This window comes from Aequorivita antarctica, assembly GCF_007997155.1.
Lineage (GTDB): Bacteria > Bacteroidota > Bacteroidia > Flavobacteriales > Flavobacteriaceae > Aequorivita > Aequorivita antarctica.
On sequence record NZ_VORT01000010.1, the window covers coordinates 1 to 16,997 of the forward strand.

Here is a 16,997-nt window from a genome sequence, read left to right on the forward strand (position 1 = left end):
GGAGCATCAAGAACAACATTACTAGGTAAATCTGTACCAGCACCGGTTCCAGAACCAGTAGCGGCAACAGCACCCCAAGCAGCTGCGTTGGTTTCGTTACCTACATAAGTTCCTGTAAGAACATATAAATCTAAATCAAACGCCGTTGTACTCGTGCTGTTAATGTCTAGTTCAGTCACCTGAATATCAGCTGGGCCTACAGTTACGTCGTACATTACTGTCCAACCTGAGGCACCACCGTTTGTTCCTATAAAGAAAGTGCTTAAAGAACCTGTGGTTCCTCCACCAACACCGCCAGCGGTAACAGTGTATCCACAAGCTTCGTTCACACTAACAAGAAGATCGTTAGGATCTACACTAGCCATTCCGTTTGCATCAAGGAAAACATCAAGACCACCACCAGAAGCAGCTTCATAGCTCAACAAGAAGTTGTCAACACCAGCTCCCCAGCCCCATTCGCCTCCGTTGTCATCAAATGTCCAACGTACTTGGAAGGTTGCATTCACATAAACTGAAACATCGATTGATTCACTCTGGATGTCTGGATCCAAATCGGCATCGTAGAATGCAATTTGTTGCCAAGCTGCACCGTCGAATACCTCAACGGTAAATGTTTGTGTTCCGGATTCCTGGAAGGCCACATCATAGTCAACGGTTACGTTGGAAGCTCCGGTAAGGTCATATACCGCAGAAAGAAGTGATACATTGCTTGCGGGTGCGCCAGAACCACAGGCGTCATCGTCAAATAACATTGCCAAGGTAGGGAAATCATCACCAGTAGGCATATCTCCGCTGTTTATCCAATCGCAGGTCCCTGTATTCATTACGGTTGACCAGCCTGATGGAAGGCCAGCTTCAAAGTCCTCAGACTCTGTGAAGATTCCAAATCCTCCCACACAGAATACCTCAGGAGCGGTAACGTCCTGAACGGTAACGGTAGATGTACAGGTAGATGAATTACCAGAGTTGTCGGTAACTGTTAACACTACTGTATTTGCACCTGTCATAGAGCAATCGAACGAAGAAACGTCCAAGCTCATAGAGGCGATGCTACAGTTGTCAGTCGAGCCATTGTCCACATCGGCGGCAGTAATGGTAGCCATTCCTGTTACAGGGTCAAGGTCCACTGTTATATCTTGGCAAACAGCAACTGGAAGTTCGTTGTCCAAAACGGTAACCATAAACGAGCAAGTGGCGGTATTGCCATCGCTGTCGGTTACGGAAAGTTCAACCATAGTATCTCCAACCGGGAAAGTGCTTCCGCTTGCAGGGGTGGCCACGATAGAAGAGGAGATATTCCCATCTTCAACATCAAAGGCTACACCGGCAAAGTTTGCCACACCGCCACAAGTGCCAGCGGTATTGTTTATAGTAATGTCTGCTGGACAAGCAATGGTTGGTGCGTTGCCAACAACTGTTATTTCACTGAAGTTTATGCAATAGCTTAATAATGTTCCGCTATCACCAGCAGCACCATCACAAATTCTAAGGGTCCAGTTTCCATTAATAGGTTCTCCGGCAAAAGTAGCGGCAAAGGTTCCTCCTTCAGCTTGAAATGTTCCTGTAAAAGGAGCAGAACCAGTTGTGATGCTTGGCGCACCATCCATGAAAACTGTATTTGTATAATTGTCTCCACTACCGCCATTACCACTAGAAAGATCAAGAGATGTACCCATTGGGGAAACCAATGAAATTGACAAATCTGAATCCCAAGTGTGGGTAAGATTAATTTGTACGTTATCTAAGATATAATCTCCAGAGGCAGCACCTATATTACCAGTTGCGGTAACGGTTGCAGGTGAAAGGGTAGGGAAAGCACAGCCAGCACCTCCAGTTCCTGATGCAGGAATTGGTTGTGGATTGCCAGTGCCACATTCTGCTACTGGACCACCAGAAGCTGGACTACAATCTCCGGAAAGCAAAAACACCATATCTCTGGGTACCCCGAAAGTTAATGTTCCTGGCTGCCAAACATACCCGTTAGTAGAAGCCTTGTAGGCAGACTCATTTCCAGTAACTAAATCTTTTGCAAGCCAGAAAGGATTGTCAGCTACATTTGGAATAGCATTTTCTAAAGCTACCCAATATTTTGTGCCGGAAGCCCCTCCATTTAAGGAAACACCACTAGTGGAAAGATTAAAAACAACTTCCCTTAAGTTTCTGCCAAAGGCTGTGCCCACAATATTTTGAGATACAGGTACCTGCGAAGATAAGGTGGAAATCACCGTGCCTGGAAGACCCGCATTGTCTGAGTAGAAGACAATGGTAGTGCTACTTATAACGTTTGGGTCAAACAAAGCGACTACAAAAGAAAAATTGTCTGGTTCAAATACCTCATTAGCTGAAACCGTAAAATCATCAGCAACACTTCTCCCTGGATCGGTCGAAGTGATGCTGTAGCCATTTGGCGCACCTACAACAGGTTGCGAAAAGCTACAGGGAGCTAACATGAAATTTTGCAGTGCCCCATTTCCGTTGAGGTACACATCGGAATGTGCGCCTGTTGCCACTAAATTACTGGTTTGGGAATATCCAATACCAATGATAAAGAGCATTAATAATGTAATTTTTTTCATAATTCAATATATTTAAAGTTAGAACAATAAATATATGTTAAAACATTCACATTTAAGCTATTATTTCAGAATTTTATGTTAAAATATAGTGAAATTCATTTTATCGTAAAACATTGCGCAAACACCATAAAAAAAGCCATTCCTTTGATTTAGGAATGGCTTTTTTGTGATTTAAATTAATGAAAGAGCTATTTAATCATCTCATAACTGCGCTTTATAAATGCTGTAAGTTCTTCTCCTTTCAATAAATTCTTACTAAGTCTTGCCAAATCAAGTGCTTGGTTAACCAACCTTTCTTTCTTTTTTTCTGTTTTAGTCTTCAAAATTTCGCTAACCAATTCGTGATTGGTATTTACTATCAAATTATACATTTCAGGAAAACCTCCCATCCCGAACATACCGCCACCGCCAGTTTTCTGCATATCTTTCATTCTTCGCATAAATTCAGGTTCGGTGATGATGAAAGGATTGGCATTGCTATCCAAAGCTTCCAGTTGTACACTGAATTTTTCCTTCGGAATAATCCCGTCCAGAAATGTTTTTAAGCTTTCTTTTTCCTCATCAGATAGTTTTGAAATCTGCTCTTCATCTTTTTTGATTAGGTTTTCCACATGATCACTGTCTACACGCACAAAAGAAACTTTTTCTTCGCTTCCTTCTACTTTTTGAAGAAGATGTGTAATTATTGGTGAATCTAACAGCAATACTTCATAGCCTTTTTCCTTAGTAGCTTCAATATAGCTATGTTGTTCCTCTTTGTTTGAAGCATAAAGAATAACAAGATTTCCGTCTTTATCGGTCTGTACATCTTTTATCTTTTCCTTTAATTCTGAAAGGGTGTAATAATTACCGTCCACCGTTGGGTAAAGCGCAAAATCCTGTGCCTTTTCGAAGAATTTATCTTCTGTAAGCATTCCGTACTCAATGACAATTTTGATATCGTTCCATTTCTTTTCAAAACCTTCACGGTCACTGTTAAAAAGGCTTTTCAGCTTGTCGGCAACTTTTCGGGTGATGTAGCTTGAAATTTTCTTAACTGCACCATCTGCCTGTAAATAACTTCTTGAGACATTTAATGGAATGTCTGGACTGTCAATAACCCCGCGGAGCATCGTTAAAAACTCAGGCACAATTCCCTCCACGTTATCGGTTACAAAAACCTGGTTTTGATAGAGCTGGATTTTATCCTTTTGAATGCTCATATCGTTACTCATTTTTGGGAAATAAAGAATTCCAGTAAGATTGAACGGATAGTCAACATTTAAGTGAATGTGGAAAAGGGGCTCCTCAAATTGCATTGGGTACAATTCTCTGTAAAAAGAATTATAATCCTTGTCCTCCAATTCAGTAGGTTGTTTGGTCCACGCCGGATTTGGATTATTAATAATATTGTTAACTTCCTTAGTGGGAGCTTTATCCTCTTCTTTTGCATCCTCAGGTTTTGGAAGTGTTTCGGTACGGGTTCCAAATTTGATTGGAATTGGCATAAACTTGTTGTACTTCACCAAAAGTTCGCTAATACGACTTTCTTTCAAAAACTCTGTAGAATCTTCAGCAATGTGGAGGATTATTTCTGTGCCTCTTTCTTTTTTATCAGCTTTTTCTATAGTAAATTCTGGCGAGCCATCGCAAGCCCAATGAACCGCTGGTTCGTCTTTGTAACTTTTGGTAATGATTTCTACCTTTTCGGCAACCATAAACGCAGAATAGAATCCAAGACCGAAATGCCCAATGATTCCAGCATCTTTTCCGTTTTTGTCTTTGTATTTTTCAATGAATTCTTCAGCGCCGGAAAAGGCAATTTCGTTGATGTATTTTTCAACTTCGTCTTTGGTCATCCCAATGCCTTGGTCTATGATACGAAGCTCTTTTTTCTTTTTGTCCAGCTTCACTTCAATTATTGGATTGCCGTATTCAACGCCTTCTGCTTCACCAATGTTGGCCAAATGCTTCATTTTTAGGGTAGCATCTGTAGCGTTCGAAATTAACTCACGAAGAAAAATCTCGTGGTCGCTGTATAAAAACTTTTTTATCAGCGGGAAAATATTATCCACTGATACATTGATAGTTCCTTTGCTCATTTTATTTTATTGTTTGTTGTTATTTTTTATTGTGTTGAAATCTAATTCCTATTAGTCAAATAAAGTACCAAGCCCCAAAATGCTGACACGATGTCACGAAATAACCTTTAAAAATAGACCCGAAACTTTAACAGAATATTCTGTTTAAACAATCATACAAAACATTAAACAGTGGTTATCTTTGTGTTTTAATACAAGTAAATTTTTTTAATTCATTTCTAAATACTTACGATATAATGGATACTGCAAATATAATTTCACCAGCCTCCAAAAAACCCATCCCAAAAAATAAAATGAGCAAGGAGAAAATAATTTCCGCTTATATGGAATGGGTGCTTTTGAAGGAAAAAACGCCGCTCAGCGTTTTCAAATTCTGTAAAGAAAACAATTTTAAAGAATCTGAATTTTACAACTATTTTGGTTCTTTTGAAGGGCTGCAAATGGCAATTTGGAATTCTTTCTATGAGCAGACAATTATTTTGGCGAGTAAAGACGAAAATTACTCTGGCTATTCCAACCAAGAAAAAATGCTCACCTTTTTCTATACTTTTTTTGAAATGCTTACTCTAAATAGGAGCTATATTCTTTTCAGCTTGCAGGAACATCGAAATATGATGAAAAGCCTGAGCCAGCTAAAAGGACTTCGAAAAAATGTAAAACATTTTGCTGCAGAACTTATCCGCGAAAATAACGAAGACAAAAAACTAAAAATTTTGAAGCAATCCGTAACAATTTTCTCTGAAGGCGCTTGGTTGCAAACCCTTTTTTTATTGAAATATTGGATGGATGACAATTCTGCTGGTTTTGAAAATACAGATATTGCGATTGAAAAATCCGTTCGGGTTATCTTCGATGTTTTTGATACTCAGCCGCTGGAAAGCATTCTCGATTTTGGAAAATTTTTATGGAAGGAAAAAATGACTTAATGAAGACGATAGACAAAATTCCCACAAACAAAATTCAACGAGCTTCAAAATTAATGACCACCGGCGTAAAAGTTGGCGGTAATTATTTGAAGTATTACGGAAAAAAGTTAGTCAATTCTGAAACAACAAAAGATGAATTGAACGAAAGCAATGCCGAGGATATTTACGACGGCTTGAAAAATTTGAAGGGCAGCGCGCTAAAAGTAGCGCAGATGTTGAGTATGGAAAAAAACATTATGCCGAAAGCGTATGTTGAAAAATTTTCCTTAGCGCAATTTCAGGTTCCACCTCTTTCCGCGCCTTTGGTTCGGAAGACTTTTAAAAAATATTTTGGCGATACGCCCGAAAGTCTTTTTGACACTTTTGATGCAGAATCTGTTGCCGCTGCAAGTATTGGGCAAGTTCACAAAGCCACAAAAGACGATAAAAATCTTGCTGTAAAAATTCAATATCCCGGAGTTGCCAAAAGCATTAGCAGTGATTTGGCAATGGTAAAACCGGTGGCAATGAAAATGTTCAACATAAAAGGAAAAGACAGCCAAAAGTATTTTAAGGAGGTTGAAGATAAATTGCTGGAAGAAACCGATTATTTATTGGAAGTTGCCCAAAGCAAGGAAATAACGGAGGCTTGTAAAAACATCTCTAATTTGAAATTTCCCAAATATTACGAAGAACTTTCCGGCGAGCGAATCATAACGATGGATTGGATGACGGGAGAGCATCTTTCCGAATTCACAAATACAAATACTGATACTGAAAAAGCGAACAGAGTAGGGCAGACGCTTTGGGATTTTTATATGTTCCAAATGCACCATTTGAAACGCGTGCACGCAGATCCGCATCCGGGAAATTTTTTGGTGGATAAAGATGCAAACTTGATAGCGATAGATTTTGGTTGCGTAAAAACCGTCCCCGAAGAATTTTATGTTCCCTATTTTGAATTGGCAAAACCGGAAAACATCAACAATCCCGATGTATTTTTAGAGAAAATGTACGCCTTGGAAATTTTAAAGGAAGAAGATTCTCCCGAGGAGACAAAATTCTTTTCAGAACTGTTTTACGAAATGCTCAGTTTATTCACCCAGCCTTTCCACAGTGAAACATTTGATTTTTCGGATGAAGAATTCTTCGGGAAAATTGCAGAGTTAAGCACAAAATACTCAAAAGACACCGAAATCAGGAAAATGAATGGCAATCGCGGTTCAAAACATTTCCTTTATATAAACAGAACCTTTTTTGGTCTTTATAATTTAATGAATGATTTGGGAGCAAAAGTAGAAATCAACAACTATAAAAAGTACCTCTAAACTTTAACAAAACTTTGTTTAATCCTTTAACAATTACACTAAACAAAGTGTGGTATCTTTACAGAGAATAATCGAATATTAAATTGCTATGAAAAAGTAAAATGTTCTATTATTTAATTGGTTAGGTTGTTTAAGAAGGGCGCATCTTTTGCGCCCTTTTTTATTTTTGGAAACTCAGAAGACATGTTGCATTTGCTATGCATGCATACTATATAAACTGCAATTTGTTTCTCTGAAATGCGGTATATACTTATCTTTCCTCACTATTAAAAATTGAAATAAATGTACACTTCAAAAATTACTGGTTTGGGATATTACGTGCCCGAAAATATTGTTACCAATGATGATCTTTCAAAATTAATGGATACCAATGATGCTTGGATTCAAGAACGCACAGGTATCAAAGAGCGAAGACATATTAAAAAAGGTGATGGCAATTCTACTTCGGTGATGGCCGTAAAAGCTTCAACAATTGCTTTGGAACGCGCTAAACTTGTTCCTAACGATATAGATATGATCGTTTTTGCTACGCTAAGCCCAGACATGTATTTTCCGGGCGGTGGGGTAGAAGTGCAGGAAATGATGGGTATGCGTACCATTCCAGCCCTGGACGTGCGCAACCAATGCAGCGGTTTTGTATATGCGATTTCAGTTGCAGATCAATTCGTGAAAACAGGAATGTATAAAAACGTTTTAGTAATTGGTAGTGAAAACCACAGTGGCGGACTCGATTTTACCACGCGAGGCAGAAATGTTTCGGTTATTTTTGGTGATGGTGCGGGAGCTGTAGTAGTTTCAAGAAATGAAACAGGAAAGGGTGGAATTCTATCAACACATCTTCACAGCGAAGGGCAGCATAAAAATGAACTTTCATTAAAAGGCCCTAGCACCGAACATTGGGTACCGCAAATTATTGCTGAAAATCCGCAGGAAGATATTCCTTATTATCCGGTAATGAATGGGCAGTTTGTTTTTAAACACGCCATTGTCCGTTTTTCGGAAGTAATCAGGGAAGGTTTGGAAGCTAATAATCTTGAAGTGAAAGACATTGATATGCTAATTCCGCATCAAGCAAATCTTCGCATTTCGCAATTTATTCAGCATAAATTGAAATTGACTGACGACCAAGTTTTTAATAATATTCAAAAATACGGAAATACTACGGCGGCCTCTATTCCAATTGCGCTTACAGAAGCTTGGGAAGAAGGGAAAATTAAGGAGGGCGATTTGGTTGTTTTGGCGGCCTTCGGAAGCGGCTTCACCTGGGGAAGCGTAATCATTAGATGGTAAACAACCGAACAGAGATAATTTATGGATGATATTACTTTTGATAAAAGTAGAATAATCGGTTTTAGCGATGCTATTTTTTCAATAGCAATGACGCTGCTCATTTTAGAAATAGCAGTTCCAAATGTAGCATCTGTTAATGAATACGGAACTTGGAAAATTCTTGAAGCGAGAATACCTAGTTTTATTGGTCTTGTAGTAAGTTTTCTTGTTACGGCAATCTATTGGGTAGCTCATTTAAGATTGATGAAATACGTTACTGATGTTGACAGTAAACTACTTTGGCTAAATATATTTTTGTTGCTTTTTGTAGTATTGCTGCCTTTTTCTACTGCATTTTATGTCGGGAGCTTCTTCTTAACGGGACCGTATGTTTTTTACTGCTTTAATTTAGCCGTGATTGGTTTATTTAATTATTTGATGATTAGATATGTTGTTAAAAAGGAGAATGGCAAAACGGGTCTTACGGGAGTATTGGCGAAATGGCACAAAGCACGAGCAATAAATGGTATATTAATTTGGGTGATTTCAGGGATATTGGCATTTGCTTTTCCTATATTTTCCAGATTTGTTTTTGTATTTCTCTTCTTGATTATTTTGCTCATAAATAGATATTATAAAAAGAAGATGAAACGCGATTTATAGTCAATTCAAAGAACTTATGAAGTAAGAAAGCCTTTCATTTTTTTGAAAGGCTTTTCTTTTACCTAAAAAAGGTATAATTCGTTAAAGGCTAATTTAAATAAATTATAAAAGTAAATTTTAGGTGTTATATCTTAATAGACGATATGAAGTCTATAATTGTTTCATTCCATATTGTATTTTAACAAAAGAATAACGGTTTAGAAAATGCCCCCACCTCCTGAGGATGTGTTGTCATCTCTGTTTTTTCGGCTCTTCGCACGGTAATTTCCTCCGCCAAACCTATAGGATAACCCTACGTAAATAGTATTGCTTTCATTTCTGAACTCGCCGCTTTGTGGATATGGAGTGTTACCACTAAAAGCAAATTTCATAGAATCAAAAATGTCATTATAATTAACGCTAAAAGTTCCTCGTCCATCCCATAATGTATATCGAGCTCCCAGATTGACAAAATATAGTGGCTCAGATTCAAACTGAATGCCCTTGTTTTTTGCACGGTAAAGTCCAAATGCCGAAAATGTAAGGTCTTTTGTGAGGGTAAAATTATTCATCATTCTCACATTCCACGTTACTCTGTCTGCTTCTACAACTTGTGTTATTATGTCTTCAACAGATGGGGTTTCAGTAGGGTTTTCAAAAATTTCAGTAATACCTTTTTGAGTTCTCTTGTAAAGTTCAAAACTTGAGTTAAAGCTCCACCACTTAGTTGGTTTATAATTTGCTGAAACTTCAATTCCGTATGCATTGGTACTACTGAAATTTTGAAATGTGAGAATGGATCTGTCCAAATTTGTCCGATCTACAAGTATAGTGCGATTAATTTCGTCATCCACAACCCGATAGAATACCCCTCCAGTTAGGCTTCCCTTTTCGAAATTGCGGGTATAATTGACCTCTATTGAATTGGTAAATTGCGGCTTCAAGCTTATGTTTCCAAAGGATGAAATTAGTGGCGTGCTAAATTCGCGAATTGGGTTTACTTGATCAAGACCAGGTCGGTCCACCCTGCGACTGTAACTTAACTGAAATTGGTTTTTTTCACTAGGAGAATAGGTAACAAAGGCACTGGGATATACCTGAAAGTAATCATTAGTGAAAGCGCGCAAATTGTTGGTGTCGACTTTTACACTAACGTTTTCCACTCGTGCACCTAGCTGATATGACCATTTTTCATAGGTTTTTCCATAAGTGGCGTAAAGGGAATAAATATCACGGACATATTCAAAACGGGTTGAAGGTGTGGGCACCAGTTCGCCATCGGCATTGTAGCTTTTACCATTGGAGGCATAATCTATATTAGTCTCGAAAAGGCGTGCTTCTGCTCCAACTTCAAGCTTTACACTTTCTGAGAGGGGATTTACATAATCGAGATTGACGGTGAGTTGATTTCGGTCAGTTTCATCATTATCTGCAAAATTAGCTAATGGGGAAGCCCCGCTATACAAATATTTTCCATCGGTCTCATTTGAAAATACGTTATAATCAGCCTCCAGTTCAAGCGTATGGTCAGTCTTTTCAAAGTTCAACTTATAATCAAAATTATATTGTGAAGAAATATTTTCATTGTCAAAATAAAATAACTGTTTCTGGTTAAAGGAAGGTTGATCTAAATAGAATATTGAGGAACTGCCAACCCCAGTTCCATCATATAAATTTTGATTGGTGAAAAATGATATTGTGTTTTTTTCATTCAGATAAAAATCCAATCCCACCTTGAAAAGGTTGGATTTACTTTCATCCAAAAAATGAATCACTTCATTTGAATTGTTTAGTGATCGCGAGATGAGGCCGTTATTCTCGTTTTTGGAAACATTGTTACTTAGGTTGGCATATAGATTGAATTTTCCATTTCTGTAATTCATATCCAAACCAGCATTAAATTTAGCATTTTCTCTAAAAGTAAGACCTACGGAGGCGTTGCCATTAAAGCCCACATTTACGTTTTTATGAAGGATAATATTGATTATTCCGCTCATTCCCTCAGGATTATACTTTGCAGAGGGATTTGTGATGAGCTCAATTTGTTTGATGGATGAGGATGGAATCTGCTTTAACAATTGTGCTACGGGAATATTTGAAAGTTTTCCATCCACCATTACACGTACGTTTTCATTACCTCGTAACGAGAGTTCACCTGTTTGCTGGTCAACGCTTACGGTTGGTAGGTTGTTCATGATATCCGAAGCCGTGGGACCGGCGGTAGAAAGATCTTTCCCCACGTTTATCACCTTTTTGTCCAAACGTTGTTCAATGGTGGATCGTTCGGCAACAATGCTAACCTCATCAAGTGACGCTATGTCTTCCTCTAGAAATATATTTCCTAAGTCAATGTTTTCATTGCCTTTGGTGATATTTATTTCTGTGGTGAAAACCTTATATCCTATATACTGGATAAAAACATTGCCTCTGCCTTCAGGAATCTTGTGAATCTCAAATTTACCTGTATCGTCGGTTACCGCACCGGTAATAATTTCGCCATTTAGATTTTTCACCACCACGGTTACATAAGGAAGAGGCTCATTGAGAATTTTGTCTGTTACAATACCATAAATATTGCCGGGTTTGTCTGTAGGATCGACGGAAGCTTTGGTTGTTCCAAAGGTGATAAATACGATTAACAATAAAATGTTTTTCATTTGTTTGTTTGATTGATGTTAATGATTGATGAATTAAAAAAACTATATTGCATTAGATATTACCTTGCATAACATACTAAATGCACAAATGTTTCTCTGCTTATATATACAAGACGAAATAATTTTTTTTCTGTTACACCAGAAAGAAAGTTTTTTATAAAAACAAACAAACCCGAAGCAAGTGCCTCGGGTTTGAATCTTTACTGCAATTATTAACACTAACCATCAACGTAAAAAATACAGCAGTAAAGAATAAATCCTAACTTCTATATAGACGCTCAAACTTTCTGAATGTTTCATCGTCTTTTTCATTTTAACGAACATTTATGAAATCTTGAAAAAGAGTATTGTATTTTCATAAAAAAAATATCATTGATGAAGAATACATTAGTACTTGGCGCGAGCCTTAATCCCAGCCGTTATTCAAATCTGGCAATCAATCGTTTGGTAAATCACGGCCATCCCGTTGAAGCTATTGGATTAAAAAAAGGAGTGGTTTCAGGTGTAGCTATTTTGACTGAAAAAGAGCCTTTTGAGGATATTGACACCGTAACACTTTATTTAAACCCCAAAAGGCAAGTTGAATATTACGATTACATCATCTCCTTGAAACCGAAGCGCGTAATTTTCAATCCAGGTACGGAAAATCCTGAATTTTACACATTACTTAAAAAACATAATATTGAATCGGAAGTAGCCTGCACCTTAGTTCTTTTGGGTACGAATCAATACTAAACCGAAGAAAGTAATCGCTCCATTTAAAATAAGTATAAAAAATCCGAATTCAAAATTCAAGTATTCCGCACTTAAGGCACTTATTGCATATCCTAAAAAGGGAGTTAATATGGCGACTACTGGAACAAGTTTGTCCTTTACGTTCCATTTTGTAAAGAGCCCATAAGCATACAATCCCAATAATGGGCCGTAGGTATATCCCGCAAAAACAAAAAGTTTTGCAATCACGGAATCATCTGCAATTACGTATTTGAAAATTATAATTACCAAAATAAGCACTAGCGAAAACAGAATGTGAATTAATTTGCGGACACGTACCTGTTTTTTTTCGTCATATCTTTTTTCAATATTCAAAATATCAATACTAAAGGAAGTCGTCAGCGCTGTCAAAGCACTATCTGCGCTACTGTAGGCCGCAGCAATAAGGCCTAAAATGAATAAGACCGCGATACCAACCCCGAATTCATTTTGCATGGCAAGTGTGGGGTACAATTGATCTTTATGTACGTCAATCCCGTTTTTTTGAGCATAAACAGTTAACAAAAGTCCTAAAACTAAAAACACAAAGTTTACAATCGTTAAAACAATGGTAAACCAAAACATATTTTTCTGGGCATCTTTCAAGTTACGGCAGGTTAGGTTTTTCTGCATCATATCTTGATCTAGTCCCGTCATTACAATAGCGATGAATGCTCCGCTTATAAACTGTTTCACAAAATAATCGCTTGATTTCCAATCGTCAAAAAAGAAAATTTGGCTCATATCGCTATCTGCAATAAAGTTGAAAAGATTACTTCCAGAGAGTCCTAAGTCTGTGGAAACATAATAAACCGAAACCCCAACGGCCACAAGCATAAAGAGAGTTTGTAATGTATCTGTCCACACGATGGTTTTTATTCCACTTTTGAACGTATATAGCCAAATCAATAAGATTGTAATGGTTACGGTTATCCAAAAAGGGATGTTCATATCGTCAAAAATCAAACTTTGCAACACAACTGCCACTAAATACAACCGAAAGCTTGCACCCACAACTCTGGAAAGTAAGAAGAACGAAGCGCCTGTTTTATAGGAAGCCTTTCCAAACCTTCCTTCCAAATAGGTGTATATTGAAGTCAAATTTAAACGATAATAAAGAGGAAGCAATACAGTTCCTATAACCGCATAGCCCACAATATATCCCAGAACCACCTGAAAATAACTGAACTTTGAGGCTTCCACCCAGCCCGGGACAGAGATGAAAGTTACACCGCTTAGTGAGGCCCCAATCATTCCGAAAGCTACCAAATACCAAGGTGACTGCTTCCCGGCTTTAAAGAAATCGGCATTGCTTCCGTCTCTATTGGTTAAAAAGGAAACAAAAATTAAAACCAAAAAATAACCAACAATTAAAAGAAGTATGTGTAAGGGTTGCATAAAATTTAAGACTTTATTAGTAAAGAGATACTTTTAGTGGTAAAAATACAAAGTTTGGTTTCTCCACAATTTTTATTTTTAATACTTTTGAAAACTTTGAATATATAGTCATATAACTCCTTAAAAATTAATAAAATGCGTTTCAAACTACTTCTACTTATTGCGTTATTTTTTGGTTCTTTTGCCAGTCAGGCACAGGAATATCTTCAGATGATCGATGCCGGCACCTATAAAGTGCAGGATGTTATTGACAATGCCGAAGCCTACTTTGCTAACAGAGACAAAGGCCGTGGAACTGGCTATAAACAGTTTAAAAGATGGGAATACAACGCCCTAAGAATGGTAAAGGAAGATGGATATCTTCCAACAACTGAAGAGCGTTTGAATGAACTTCAACGATGGAACGCATATCTTAACAGCACATCTCAAAACCGTGCAGTCCTCAATGATAACTGGGAAGAACTTGGTCCTACAGCATGGAACGCTACTTCAGGATGGAATCCTGGCGTTGGTAGAATCACGGGCCTTTCTATAGATGAAGGGAATATTAACCATATGATTATTGGTGCCAATACTGGCGGTGTATGGCGAACCACAGATGGCGCACAAACTTGGACTCCACTGAATGATTATTTTTCAAACCTTTCAGTATATTCAGTTGCTATCGACCCTACAGATTCTGATACTTACTTTTTTGGTTCTACAGGTGGGAAAATATTTAAATCTACTGATGCTGGTGCAACATGGAATTTACAGGGACAAACAGGAAGTAGTAACGTAAATAAAATTCTTATAAACCCTTCTAACACAAACATGATGTTTGCAACTGCCGAAAATGTTGGTATTTATAGATCAACTGATGGTGGAGCGAACTGGGTAAAAGTTGTTACTGGAGACAACAGAGGCTATGATGTAGAATTTAAACCAGGAGATCTCTCTGTAGTTTATGCTTCTGGGAGTGGTTTTCATAAATCCATTGATGGTGGTGCAACATTTACAACTATAGGCGGATTTACAAACGGACCTAAAATGATTGGAGTTTCTGCTGATGATGCAAGCGTTGTTTATGTTGTAGAGGCTTCTAACGGAATATTTGGAGCTTTTTACACTTCAAGTAATAGTGGTGACAGTTTTACAAAACTTAATCACGGAGGTCTTAACTTTTTTGGATATAGTACCAGTGGAAATGACAACAATGGTCAAGCCCCACGAGATATGGGTATAGCTGTAAACCCTACCGATGTAAATGAAGTGCATATTGCAGGAATTCTTACATGGAGATCCATGGACGGAGGAACCAATTTTACCTGTACCGCAGATTGGATACCAGGAAATGCTGCTTCAGCAAATATTGGATACTGCCATGCCGATGTGGACGACCTTATGTTCTATGGAACAACACTTTACGCGATAACAGACGGTGGTATTTATAAAGCTACTGATACTGGTAATTTAAATGCGAATTATTACGAAGATCTTACAGATGGTTTAGGAATTCGTCAATTTTATAAAATTGGAGTATCCCAAACTGCTGATGTAATTGTTTCAGGCGGCGCTCAGGACAACGGAACTTCATTTTACAGTGCCGCAACTGGATGGAAAGATTGGTTAGGTGCCGATGGAATGGAATCATTTATTGATAAAACAAGCAGCAGTATATTTTATGGTACAAGCCAAGGTGGCCAACTGTATCGTACTAACAACGGTGGTACTAGTTACGTAGGCCTTAATGAGCCAGGTAGCGGTTCTGGAAACTGGGTTACGCCATTTGAACAAGATCCCGTTCTAGCAAATACTATATATGTAGGCTATAATATTGTATATAAATCCAGCAATTTTGGATCATCTTGGGCGGCTATTTCACAAAATTTTGGAGGCAATTTGGATAATTTGAAAATTTCCCCTTCCAACAATCAAGTAATGTACTCTTCAAGAGGTCCTATACTTCATAGAACCGCAGACGCAGGAGCTACAAATTGGGTTCAAGCTACAACACCAGGTGGCGTTATCAACTCTATAGCTATTCACCCAACAAATCCAGATAAAATAGCAGTGGCAACAACAAGTGTCAATCGTGTTTTTATTTCCAATGATGGTGGAACCACTTGGACAGATTACAAATTGAACCTTCCAAGTTTTAGTGCTTTGGCTGTTGTTTGGGATGATAACGGTAAAAATGGACTTTATTTGGGTATGGATTACGGAATTTATTATATTGATGATACTTTCACAGATTGGCAACCATACAGCAACCTTTTGCCAAACGTAATTATAAACGAATTGGACATTAACAACACAACCAATATGCTTTATGCGGCCACCTACGGAAGAGGTCTTTGGGTTTCCCCATTGGTTGATGGCACTGTAGGTATTGAAGATGTAATTTCTGAAAGCACCATGAGCATTTATCCAAACCCAGCAACTTCAGAATTTACAATCGCATTGCCAAAATCAATGAAGGCGGAAGTACGTGTGTTTGATATCACTGGAAAACTGCTTATTTATGAAGCAGATGCACTAATTGCAAATAAGCATACAGTTAATGTTTCTTCACTTTCTTCAGGCACTTATTTTGTTCGCCTAAGTACAGAGGAAGGGACTGCAACTAAAAAACTTCTTATAAATTAAGAACCTTTTTTACAACAGGAATGCTTCAGTAAAAACTTCTTTTTTCTGAAGCATTTTTTTTATCTTGGCTGCAGGTAAAATACTATGGAATTTTCTTCAAAACTTCTTGAAAATGCAGTGAATGAAATGTCCCAACTCCCTGGAATTGGGAAACGGACCGCGCTGCGTTTGGCACTTCATTTATTGAAACAACCCAAGGAGCAATCGCAAAAATTAGCTTCTAGTTTGGTAAAAATGCGTGACGAAATAAATTTTTGCGCAAACTGCCATAATATTAGCGATTCAAAGCTTTGCGAAATATGTGCAAATCCGCGTCGCGATGAGCAATTGGTTTGTGTGGTTGAAGACATTCGCGATGTAATGGCTATTGAAAATACCAGCCAATATCGTGGCCATTACCACGTTTTGGGCGGAAAAATTTCTCCAATGGATGGCATTGGCCCAGGCGATTTGACTATTCCTTCTTTGGTTGAAAAAGTAAAAGCGGGAAACGTCCGTGAACTTATTTTTGCGCTTAGCTCAACAATGGAAGGCGATACCACAAACTTTTACATTTATAAACAAATTGAAAATTTCAATATAACCACAACCACCATTGCCCGGGGTATTTCCGTGGGCGACGAGCTAGAGTATGCAGATGAGGTTACTTTGGGTCGAAGTATTTTACACCGTATTCCTTTTGAATCTTCACTTAAAAGCCTGTAGTTTTGAAAAGCCCATTTACAATTAACAAACCGACCCAAGATTTATTCAAGGGCAT

At 37.9% G+C, this 16,997-nt stretch carries 11 protein-coding genes; 7 read left to right on the forward strand and 4 right to left on the reverse strand.

From position 1 onward, the window contains the following. Window positions 1-2,576, reverse strand: a 2,576-nt coding sequence (locus ESU54_RS13350; protein ID WP_249041329.1) for an HYR domain-containing protein, incomplete at its 3' end; no start/stop codon positions are given. Between the two features lie 188 nt (window positions 2,577-2,764). Next, the gene (htpG, locus tag ESU54_RS13355) at window positions 2,765-4,657 is read right to left on the reverse strand and encodes a molecular chaperone HtpG (RefSeq protein ID WP_111845276.1); all 1,893 of its coding nucleotides are present in this window, start codon (window positions 4,655-4,657) and stop codon (window positions 2,765-2,767) included. A gap of 236 nt (window positions 4,658-4,893) precedes the next feature. Between htpG and ESU54_RS13360 the strand changes: the two genes are divergently transcribed. The 4 genes from ESU54_RS13360 (at window position 4,894) to ESU54_RS13375 (ending at window position 8,822) form a co-directional block, all read left to right on the forward strand. Next, a complete protein-coding gene (locus ESU54_RS13360) occupies window positions 4,894-5,583 on the forward strand; it encodes a TetR/AcrR family transcriptional regulator (RefSeq protein ID WP_111845275.1) in 690 nt (229 codons plus the stop codon). Further along, entirely contained in the window at window positions 5,583-6,890 is a 1,308-nt protein-coding gene (locus ESU54_RS13365) for an ABC1 kinase family protein (RefSeq protein ID WP_111845280.1), read from the forward strand. Before ESU54_RS13360 ends, ESU54_RS13365 begins: the two co-directional genes overlap by 1 nt. Before the next feature lie 282 nt (window positions 6,891-7,172). Further along, a complete protein-coding gene (locus ESU54_RS13370; protein ID WP_111845274.1) occupies window positions 7,173-8,180 on the forward strand; it encodes a 3-oxoacyl-ACP synthase III family protein in 1,008 nt (335 codons plus the stop codon). Between the two features lie 21 nt (window positions 8,181-8,201). Continuing rightward, window positions 8,202-8,822, forward strand: coding sequence for a TMEM175 family protein (locus ESU54_RS13375; RefSeq protein ID WP_111845273.1), 621 nt, complete (start codon window positions 8,202-8,204; stop codon window positions 8,820-8,822). 197 nt (window positions 8,823-9,019) lie between these two features. On the opposite strand, the gene ESU54_RS13380 is transcribed toward ESU54_RS13375, so the two are convergent. Beyond that, a complete protein-coding gene (locus ESU54_RS13380) occupies window positions 9,020-11,458 on the reverse strand; it encodes a TonB-dependent receptor domain-containing protein (RefSeq protein WP_111845272.1) in 2,439 nt (812 codons plus the stop codon). 372 nt (window positions 11,459-11,830) lie between these two features. Here ESU54_RS13380 and ESU54_RS13385 point away from each other — a divergent pair, with 372 nt between their 5' ends. Then, window positions 11,831-12,193, forward strand: a complete 363-nt coding sequence (locus ESU54_RS13385) for a CoA-binding protein (protein ID WP_170253290.1) — start codon at window positions 11,831-11,833, stop codon at window positions 12,191-12,193. Here the strand turns inward: ESU54_RS13385 and ESU54_RS13390 are convergent. Beyond that, window positions 12,164-13,609, reverse strand: coding sequence for a sodium:solute symporter (locus ESU54_RS13390; protein ID WP_111845270.1), 1,446 nt, complete (start codon window positions 13,607-13,609; stop codon window positions 12,164-12,166). The genes ESU54_RS13385 and ESU54_RS13390 overlap by 30 nt on opposite strands. Before the next feature lie 135 nt (window positions 13,610-13,744). Here ESU54_RS13390 and ESU54_RS13395 point away from each other — a divergent pair, with 135 nt between their 5' ends. Together ESU54_RS13395 and recR are read left to right on the forward strand one after the other, a co-directional pair. Continuing rightward, window positions 13,745-16,237, forward strand: coding sequence for a T9SS type A sorting domain-containing protein (locus tag ESU54_RS13395; protein WP_111845269.1), 2,493 nt, complete (start codon window positions 13,745-13,747; stop codon window positions 16,235-16,237). An 84-nt stretch (window positions 16,238-16,321) separates the two neighbouring features. Beyond that, entirely contained in the window at window positions 16,322-16,942 is a 621-nt protein-coding gene (recR, locus tag ESU54_RS13400; RefSeq protein ID WP_111845268.1) for a recombination mediator RecR, read from the forward strand. Window positions 16,943-16,997: the final 55 nt, after the last annotated feature.

Coding starts and splice junctions, on each gene's coding strand:
- htpG (WP_111845276.1), bottom strand. CDS start 4,657: ATGAGCAAAGGAACTATCAATGTATCAGTGGATAATATTTTCCCGCTG.
- ESU54_RS13360 (WP_111845275.1), top strand. CDS start 4,894: ATGGATACTGCAAATATAATTTCACCAGCCTCCAAAAAACCCATCCCA.
- ESU54_RS13365 (WP_111845280.1), top strand. CDS start 5,583: ATGAAGACGATAGACAAAATTCCCACAAACAAAATTCAACGAGCTTCA.
- ESU54_RS13370 (WP_111845274.1), top strand. CDS start 7,173: ATGTACACTTCAAAAATTACTGGTTTGGGATATTACGTGCCCGAAAAT.
- ESU54_RS13375 (WP_111845273.1), top strand. CDS start 8,202: ATGGATGATATTACTTTTGATAAAAGTAGAATAATCGGTTTTAGCGAT.
- ESU54_RS13380 (WP_111845272.1), bottom strand. CDS start 11,458: ATGAAAAACATTTTATTGTTAATCGTATTTATCACCTTTGGAACAACC.
- ESU54_RS13390 (WP_111845270.1), bottom strand. CDS start 13,609: ATGCAACCCTTACACATACTTCTTTTAATTGTTGGTTATTTTTTGGTT.
- ESU54_RS13395 (WP_111845269.1), top strand. CDS start 13,745: ATGCGTTTCAAACTACTTCTACTTATTGCGTTATTTTTTGGTTCTTTT.
- recR (WP_111845268.1), top strand. CDS start 16,322: ATGGAATTTTCTTCAAAACTTCTTGAAAATGCAGTGAATGAAATGTCC.